Annotated in this window: 7 protein-coding genes; 4 read left to right on the top strand and 3 right to left on the bottom strand. The window is 75.4% G+C overall.

What is annotated here, in order from left to right; translation table 11 throughout:
• Window positions 1-3 precede the first annotated feature (3 nt).
• Window positions 4-2397, bottom strand: a complete 2394-nt coding sequence (locus QWJ41_RS20530) for a PEP/pyruvate-binding domain-containing protein (protein WP_302710332.1) — start codon at window positions 2395-2397, stop codon at window positions 4-6.
• 28 nt (window positions 2398-2425) lie between these two features.
• Between QWJ41_RS20530 and QWJ41_RS20525 the strand changes: the two genes are divergently transcribed.
• On the top strand, window positions 2426-3028 hold the full coding sequence (locus QWJ41_RS20525; RefSeq protein ID WP_302710331.1) for a TetR/AcrR family transcriptional regulator: 603 nt from the start codon (window positions 2426-2428) through the stop codon (window positions 3026-3028).
• Here the strand turns inward: QWJ41_RS20525 and QWJ41_RS20520 are convergent.
• Entirely contained in the window at window positions 2994-3506 is a 513-nt protein-coding gene (locus QWJ41_RS20520; protein ID WP_302710330.1) for a DUF421 domain-containing protein, read from the bottom strand. The two genes, QWJ41_RS20525 and QWJ41_RS20520, sit on opposite strands and share 35 nt — an antisense overlap.
• Before the next feature lie 63 nt (window positions 3507-3569).
• Between QWJ41_RS20520 and QWJ41_RS20515 the strand changes: the two genes are divergently transcribed.
• The gene (locus tag QWJ41_RS20515) at window positions 3570-4637 is read left to right on the top strand and encodes a zinc-binding dehydrogenase (RefSeq protein ID WP_302710329.1); all 1068 of its coding nucleotides are present in this window, start codon (window positions 3570-3572) and stop codon (window positions 4635-4637) included.
• On the opposite strand, the gene QWJ41_RS20510 is transcribed toward QWJ41_RS20515, so the two are convergent.
• A complete protein-coding gene (locus tag QWJ41_RS20510) occupies window positions 4627-5373 on the bottom strand; it encodes a hypothetical protein (RefSeq protein WP_302710327.1) in 747 nt (248 codons plus the stop codon). The two genes, QWJ41_RS20515 and QWJ41_RS20510, sit on opposite strands and share 11 nt — an antisense overlap.
• Window positions 5374-5504: 131 nt before the next feature.
• Between QWJ41_RS20510 and QWJ41_RS20505 the strand changes: the two genes are divergently transcribed.
• Window positions 5505-6680, top strand: coding sequence for a sensor histidine kinase (locus QWJ41_RS20505; protein ID WP_302710325.1), 1176 nt, complete (start codon window positions 5505-5507; stop codon window positions 6678-6680).
• 14 nt (window positions 6681-6694) lie between these two features.
• Window positions 6695-7357 (top strand): response regulator, encoded by a 663-nt coding sequence (locus QWJ41_RS20500; protein WP_302710333.1) that lies wholly within the window; start codon window positions 6695-6697, stop codon window positions 7355-7357.
• Window positions 7358-7454: the final 97 nt, after the last annotated feature.

The raw sequence follows: 7454 nt of genomic DNA, 5'->3' as shown, positions 1-7454 counted from the left end.
CGCCTACCCCGTCAGGACCGTGACGGTCCCGCGGTCGCCGTCGACCCGCACCCGGTCGCCGGTGTGCAGCACCCGGGTGGCGCCCTGGGTGTTGACCACGCAGGGCAGCCCGTACTCGCGCGCCACCACCGCGCCGTGCGAGACCGAGCTGCCGATGTCGGTGACCAGGGCCGCGATCAGGGTGAAGTACGGCGTCCAGCCGACGTCGGTGACCGGCGCGACCAGGATCTCGCCGGGCTGGAGGTCCTGGGCCTCGAGCACCGTGGCCGCGACCCGCACGCTGCCCTCGACGACGCCGCTGCACGCGGGACGGCCCACGATCACCCCGTCCTCGATGCCCTCGGGGGCCTGCGGGGTGAACGGCGTCGGCCTGCCGACCGACACGTCCGGGAACTCCAGGCGGGCCTGGAAGGGCAGCGCCGTGCGGCGGGACTCGGCCGCGGCGACCATGGCGGAGGTGTCCTCGGCGGCCAGCAGCGCCGGCAGCTCGCGGCGGTCGAAGAAGAAGACCAGGTCGGCGTCGGGCAGGCGACCCTGCTCGGCGAGCTGTTCGCCGAGCAGCCGGTAGCCGCGGCTGAGCCGGTGCGCGACCAGCACCATCCGTGACTTGGTTGCCTCCCGGCCGGCGGCGCCGGCGCGGGCCATCCGCGCCAGCGTGCGCACCGCACGGGAGAGGCGGGCGTCGTCCTGCGCCCGTGCCGGGCGGGCCGGCCGGCCGGTCGCGCGGCGGGCCCGCAGCATCGCCTGCATGATCGTCCCGAGACCGTCCGGGTCGTCCCCCCAGGACGGGTCGCGCAGGCACAGCTCGCGGTAGCCGCGGTGGCCGTGGCGCTGCAGGAAGTCGGCGAGCTCGCGCGACGTCGCGCCGCTGCCGCCCACCAGCCAGGTGACCGCGTCGCCGGGAGCCAGGTCGAGGAAGCGGCCGCCGGTGTCGGCGTCGCCGGCCAACCGGTCGACGACGTCGTCGAGCTGCGCGAGCATCATCGCGCTCTCGACGTCGCTGCCGCCGGCCATCAGCGCGGAGGCCAGCGAGCGGCCGTCGTCCTCGCTGCGCCCCGCCCTGACCGCCTCCTTGACCGCGGTCTCCTCGAGGATGTTGGCCGCGACGGCGGCGCGCGAGGAGGAGCGCACGTGGGTCAGTGTCGCCTCGTTGTAGAGCTCGATCGCCGCGTCGAGCTCGGCCAGCAGCTCGTGGGGCGTCGCCGCCGAGGGGGCGACGAAGCCTGCGAGCCTCCTGTCCAGCCGCCGGATCGCACCGCCCGCCGTCAAGGCGAACGTCGAGAGCCGGACCGTGTTGACCAGGCGCACCGGGAACGACGCGGGCGCCTTGGGCACCAGCTCCTCGACCAGCCGGCCGGCGATGGACAGGCAGTACTGCTCGAGGGAGTTGCCCAGGATGCCCGCGCTCAGCGCTGTCCCCTCGGTCATGTCGAGGAACAGGTGGCCGGAGAAGTAGCCCAGCTGCAGCCAGCGGTCGTCCTGGTAGGCCTCCTGGAAGCCGGCGATCACCTGCACGGTCTGCATGGCGTACTCGATCGCCTGGCCGCTGACCGAGGCGGTGAGCGGGCAGAAGGCGCCCGGCATCATCTCGCCGATGTTGCAGCGGGTGTAGACGTGGTCGTCGCCGGCCGGCACCGAGTCCATCGCGCCCAGGTCGCCGGGCAGTGTGGTGATCGGGCGGGCCTGCAGCCAGCGCAGCCGCCCGCCCCGGTCGATCGCCCACTCCAGGTCGAGCGGGCGGCCCCACAGCTGCTCGGCGCGCCGGGCGCCGGCCACCACCTCGGCGACCTCGGCGTCGCTGACCGACGCACGCGCCGGGCTCGCCCGGGCGGTGATCGCGCCCGTGCGGTCGACCTCGAAGTGGTCGGAGGCCGTCGATCCGTCGACGAGGGCCTCCCCCAGCCCCGGGACGGCGTCGACGACCGCGAGGTCGCGGCGGGCGCTGACCGGGTCGGCGGTGAAGACGACCCCCGCGGCCCGGGCGTCGACCATCTCCTGGACCACCAGGTGCATGGTGCCCGAGATGCCCGAGTCGGCCTGGTAGGCGCTGGCGCGCTCCGAGCCGGTGGAGGCCACGCACCGCCGCACGGCCGCGACCAGGCCGTCGTGGTCGCGCACCCCCAGGACCGAGTCGTACTGGCCGGCGAACGAGCTCTCGGCGCCGTCCTCGCCGGCCGCCGAGGATCGGACGGCGACGCTCGCACCGGACGCCGCCAGGGCGGCGTACCGCTCCTGCAGCCCCTCGGGCAGCGCACCGGGGTCGGCGTCGGCGATGACGAACCCGGCCGGCACGTCGAAGCCGGCGCGGGCCAGCTCGGCCAGGCCCAGCGCCTTGCCGCCGTAGCGTGCGTCGACGATGTCGGAGAGCTCCACGATCGCGCTGGTGATGTCGGTCACGCGCCGATACGTTACAGTCGTCACGGAAATGAGCAAGGACCAGGGACGACCCCGTGACGCACGTATAGACCGCGCAGTGCTCGACGCCGCCGCGGCGCTCCTGCACGAGGTCGGGTACGCCGACCTGACCGTGGCCGCGATCGCCGACCGCGCCGGGACCTCACGTCCCGCCGTCTACCGACGCTGGCCCAGCAAGGCCCACCTGGTGCACGAGGCGGCGTTCCGCGACGCCGACACGACCGAGACCCTGCGCACCGGCGTGCTCGAGGACGACCTGCGTGACCTGGTGCGCCGCACCGCCGGCCTGCTCGCCTCGCCGCTGGCCCGGCTCGCGGTGCCCGGCCTGGTCGCCGAGGCCGCGGCCGACCCGACCCTGCACGCCCGGCTGCTGGAGCGCTTCGCCGAGCACGGCTGGATCGGCGTCGAGGACTACCTGGCCCGGGCCGCCGAGGCCGGACAGGTCCGCCGCGACGTCGACGCCGTCACCGTCCTCGAGCTCGCCATCGGCGCCGCGCTCGTCGCCATGCTGGTGCACGGCCCCGAGGGGCTCGACGAGGCGTGGGTCGACCGCACGACCGCGGTCCTCCTGCACGGCATCAGCCCCGCGGCGGGAGGTCCTCCAGCGCGCTGAGGTCGCCCGACTGCTCCCTGGTGACCACGCTGAGGCTGCCGTCGCTCTCGAGCACCACCGCGGCGACCATGGCGACGTCACCGACCCCGTTCCCCCGGATCGCCTGGCGCACCTCCGCCCCGGTGAGGCGGGCGTCGCGCAGCGCCTGCTCGAGCATCTCCCCGTCGCGCAGCAGCAGCGTGGGCCCGGCGGTCACGGCCGAGCGCACCGCCGGCAGCCGCGAGGTGATCGCCGCGACGAGCAGCTGCAGCAGCGCCAGCACCGCCAGCGCGACCACGCCCTCCGACCACGACACGTCCTTGCTCAGGAAGATCGTCGCGAGGGTGGAGCCCAGGGCCACGGTGACGACGAGGTCGAAGGCATTGAGCTTCGAGAGCGTCCGCTTGCCCGAGGTGCGCAGCACCAGCACGACAGCGGCGTACGACGCGGGGCCCACCAGGAGCACCCGCCAGATGTCGGACCAGGTGTCGAACCACATGGCCCTTGTCTACCGGTCCCTAGGGTGGGGCGCACAGACGGGCGCGAGCCAGGAGGAGCAGTCGTGGACGAGCAGGAGATCCCCCGCACGATGCGCGCAGCGGTGCTGACCCGGCACGGCGGTCCCGAGGCCGTGGAGCTGCGGGACGTCCCCACCCCCGAGCCGGGCACCGGCCAGGTGCTGGTGCGGGTGGGGGCCGCCGGGCTCAACAACACCGACCTGTGGACCCGCGAGGGCGCCTACGGCAGCAGTGCGGAGGACCCCGACGCCCGCTCGGGCTGGCGCGGACCGATCGACTTCCCCCGCATCCAGGGCGGCGACGTCGCCGGCGAGGTCGTGGCCGCCGGCCCGGGCGCCCCCGCCGACCTCGTGGGCCGCCGGGTGCTGGTCGACCCCGCGACGCGCTACGACCACGACGGGCCCGACGCGCACCCGACCCACATCCTGGGCAGCGAGGGCGACGGCGGCTTCGCCGAGCTCGTGGTCGTCGACGCCGAGCGAGCCCACGTCGTCGACGGCTCCCCGCTCAGCGACGTCGAGCTGGCCGCGCTGCCGATCGCCTACGGCACCGCGCTGGGCATGCTCGAGCGCGGGCACGCGGCGGCCGGCGACACCGTGGTGGTCACCGGCTCCTCCGGCGGCGTGGGGCTGGCGGCCGTGCAGCTCGCCGCGGCCCGCGGAGCCCGCGTCGTGGCGATCACCAGCGGCGTGCACGCCGAGCAGGTGCGGGCCGCGGGCGCGGACGTGACCGTCGACCGCACCGAGGGCGACCTGCGCGAGTCCCTGGCCCGGGCCTGCCCCGAGGGCATCGACGTGGTCGTCGACGTGGTGGCCGGCCCCTTCGTCGCCCAGGCGCTGGGCCTGCTGCGCGACGGCGGGCGCTGGGTGGTCGCGGGGGCGCTGGGCGGTCACCTGGTCGAGCTCGACGTACGCCGCCTCTACCTGGCCAACGTCGCCCTGGTCGGCTCGACCATGCACACCCCCGCCCACTTCGAGACGCTGGTCGACCTGGCCCGCCGCGGCGAGGTGCGCCCGGTCGTGGCCCGCGCCTACGACCTGGCCGACCTCGCCGCCGCGCACGCCGACCTCGAGGGCCGCGGCCTCGTCGGCAAGCTCGTCGTCACGCCCTGAGGCGGGGGCGCAGCAGCGCCAGCCCGAGCCAGGTGAACCAGACGATGAAGCCCAGCCCGAAGACCGACGTGGCGATCTCGGAGGCGGCCGGCACGACCGTGACAGCGCCGACGACGGCGAGACCGAGGGCGAGCCCTCCGAGCCCGGCCGGCAGCGCCCGGGTCCGCAGCACGGCGTACCCGACGACGCCGGCCCACAGCGCGCCGGCGACCTCGATGCCGCCGCCCAGCGCGTCCTGCACCACGCTGGTCGCGACCCAGGTGTCGAGCGCCAGCGCGGTGTCGTGCGCGTGCAGCTCGACGGCCGCCTGCTGCGCGACGAGGGCCACGCTCCCGCTGGCCACGAGCATCCCCGACCAGACCAGCCCCAGGGCCGTGGACACCCGGGCGAGGGCGGGCGCCGGCGACAGGCGTGCGCCCACCCCCAGCGAGACCAGCACCATCGCGGCGCCGCCAAGGAGGTAGAGGACCAGGTACCACCCCGCCAGCGCGGCATGGTGCTCGACCAGGAAGGCCAGCGACGCCTCGGGCTCGTCGATGGGCGACACGAGGCCGCGGGGCACGAAGTAGGCGGCCATCGCGATGAAGCCCAGCACGTAGGTGCCGGCGACGAGCTGTGCGGCGATGCCGCCGGTGCGCGCCAGCGCGGACGACGTGTCGGTGGGGCGGGGCGCGGTGCCCGTCGTGGTGGGTGCGTCGGCAGTGGTGCCGGTGAAGGTGTCGGTGTGTCGTGTCATGCCTCCACCGTCGCTGCGCCCGGGTCATCGGCGCATCGGAGCGGGGGCCGGAGCCGGGTAGTCCTCGAGGCCGGACTCGGTCGGCCGAAAGTCCCATCCGTCCTTTGACGTGCCGGGCCTACCCTGGTCGGGTGACCAGGAGCCCGCTGCGCGCGCTGTGGGACGAGCCGCGGGCCGAGCCGCCGCCGGGGACGCCCTGGTGGGACCGGGCCCTGGTCGCCGGGCTCGTCCCGCTGACCGTGCTCGAGGCCGCCCTGCGCACCGACGTCGTGTGGCCGCTCTGGCACGGGGCGTGGGCGTTGGTGTGCGTGGCCGCCCTGCTGTGGCGCTCCCACCGGCCGCTGGCGATGGTGGTCGTGTCCTACGGCGCCCAGAGCGCCGCCGGGGTGGTGCCCGCGCTGGCCGGGGAGCCCCACAGCGTGCTCGACGTGACCGCCGTCGTGCTGCTGCTCGCCTACTCGCTGGGTCGCTGGGCCAGCGGACGTGGCGTGCTGGCCGGGAGCGGCTTCCTGCTGGCGCTGCACCTGCTCCGCGAACCGCTCTACGACGCCACCGGGGCCTCGATGCTGCTCGGGGTCGCGGCGCTGATGCTGCCGGTGGCCCTGGGTGCGGTGATGCGACTGTGGACCACCGCGCAGGTGCGCGCCCGCGAGGAGGTCCGGCTCCGCGAGCGCGAGCAGCTGGCCCGCGACCTGCACGACACCGTCGCGCACCACGTCACCGGCATCCTGATGCACGCCCGCGCCGCCCAGGTGCGGGCCCGGACCGACCCCGGCGCGGCCACCGCCGCGGTCGAGGGCGTGGAGGAGGCGGCGTCGCGGGCCTTGGAGGACATGCGGGCGATGGTGGCCGTGCTGCGCGACGACCGGGCAGTCGGCCCCGGCCGCTCCCCCGCCCACGGCGTCGCCGACATCTCGCACCTGGCCCGCGACGAGGGTCCGGGACCGCGCGTCGTCGTCGAGACGGCCGGCGACCTCGACCGGTTGCCGTCTCCCGTCGGCTCGGCGTTGTTCCGCGCCACGCAGGAGGCCGTGACCAACGCCCGGCGGCACGCCGTGGACGCCACCCTGGTGGCGGTTCACCTCAGCCGCGACCACGACGTGGTGCGGCTGCGGGTCCACGACGACGGCCGCGCGCCCGGTGCCGGGCGCGGACGCCGCAACCGGGCGGCGTACGGCCTGGCCGGGATGCGCGAACGGTTCTCGCTGCTCGGCGGCGCCGTGCAGGCCGGGCCGGATCCCGGCGGCGGCTGGACCGTCGAGGCCACCGTCCCGGCGAGCGGCACCGGCGCGGAGGCACAGCCGTGAGTGCGCCGGGGCGGGTGCCGGTGCGGGTGCTGGTGGCCGACGACCAGGACATGGTCCGCGTCGGTATCTCGACGATCCTCGACGCGCAGCCGTCGATCGAGGTGGTCGGCCAGGCCCGCGACGGGCTGGAGGCCGTGGCCCTCGTCGAGTCGCTGCACCCCGACGTGTGCCTCTTCGACATCCGGATGCCGCACCTCGACGGCATCGAGGCCACCCGCCGGGTCGCCGGCCCCGACGTCGCCGACCCGGTGCCGGTCATCGTGGTCACCACCTTCGACCATGACGAGTACGTCTACGACGCACTGCGGGCCGGGGCCCGCGGCTTCCTGCTCAAGGACGCCGACCCCGAGCTGCTGGCCCGCGCCGTCCTGGCCGCCGCGCAGGGCGAGGCGCTGATCGCGCCGGCCGTGACCGCGCGTCTGCTGGCCGCCTTCGCCTCGTCGCACGCCGGCGCCGTGCGCGAGCCGGTCGACCCGCTGACCCCACGGGAGGAGGCGGTCCTCGACCTGGTCGCCGTCGGCCGGACCAACGCCGAGGTCGCCGACGAGCTGTTCCTCTCGCTTAGCACCGTCAAGACCCACATCGGGGCGCTGATGACCAAGCTGTCGGCCCGCAACCGCGTCGAGCTGGTGATCTGGGCCTACGAGAGCGGCCGGGTCGACCCCGGGCGACGCTGAGACCAGCACCCGGGACGAGAACAGACGAGGCCCGGACCTGTCGGTCCGGGCCTCGTCACTGTGTAGCGGGGGCAGGATTTGAACCTGCGACCTCTGG

This window comes from Nocardioides cremeus (assembly GCF_030518195.1).
GTDB classification, from domain to species: Bacteria; Actinomycetota; Actinomycetes; order Propionibacteriales; family Nocardioidaceae; genus Nocardioides; species Nocardioides cremeus.
Note: the sequence above shows the minus strand (reverse complement) of the source record. Positions and strands in the feature narration are given on the sequence as shown.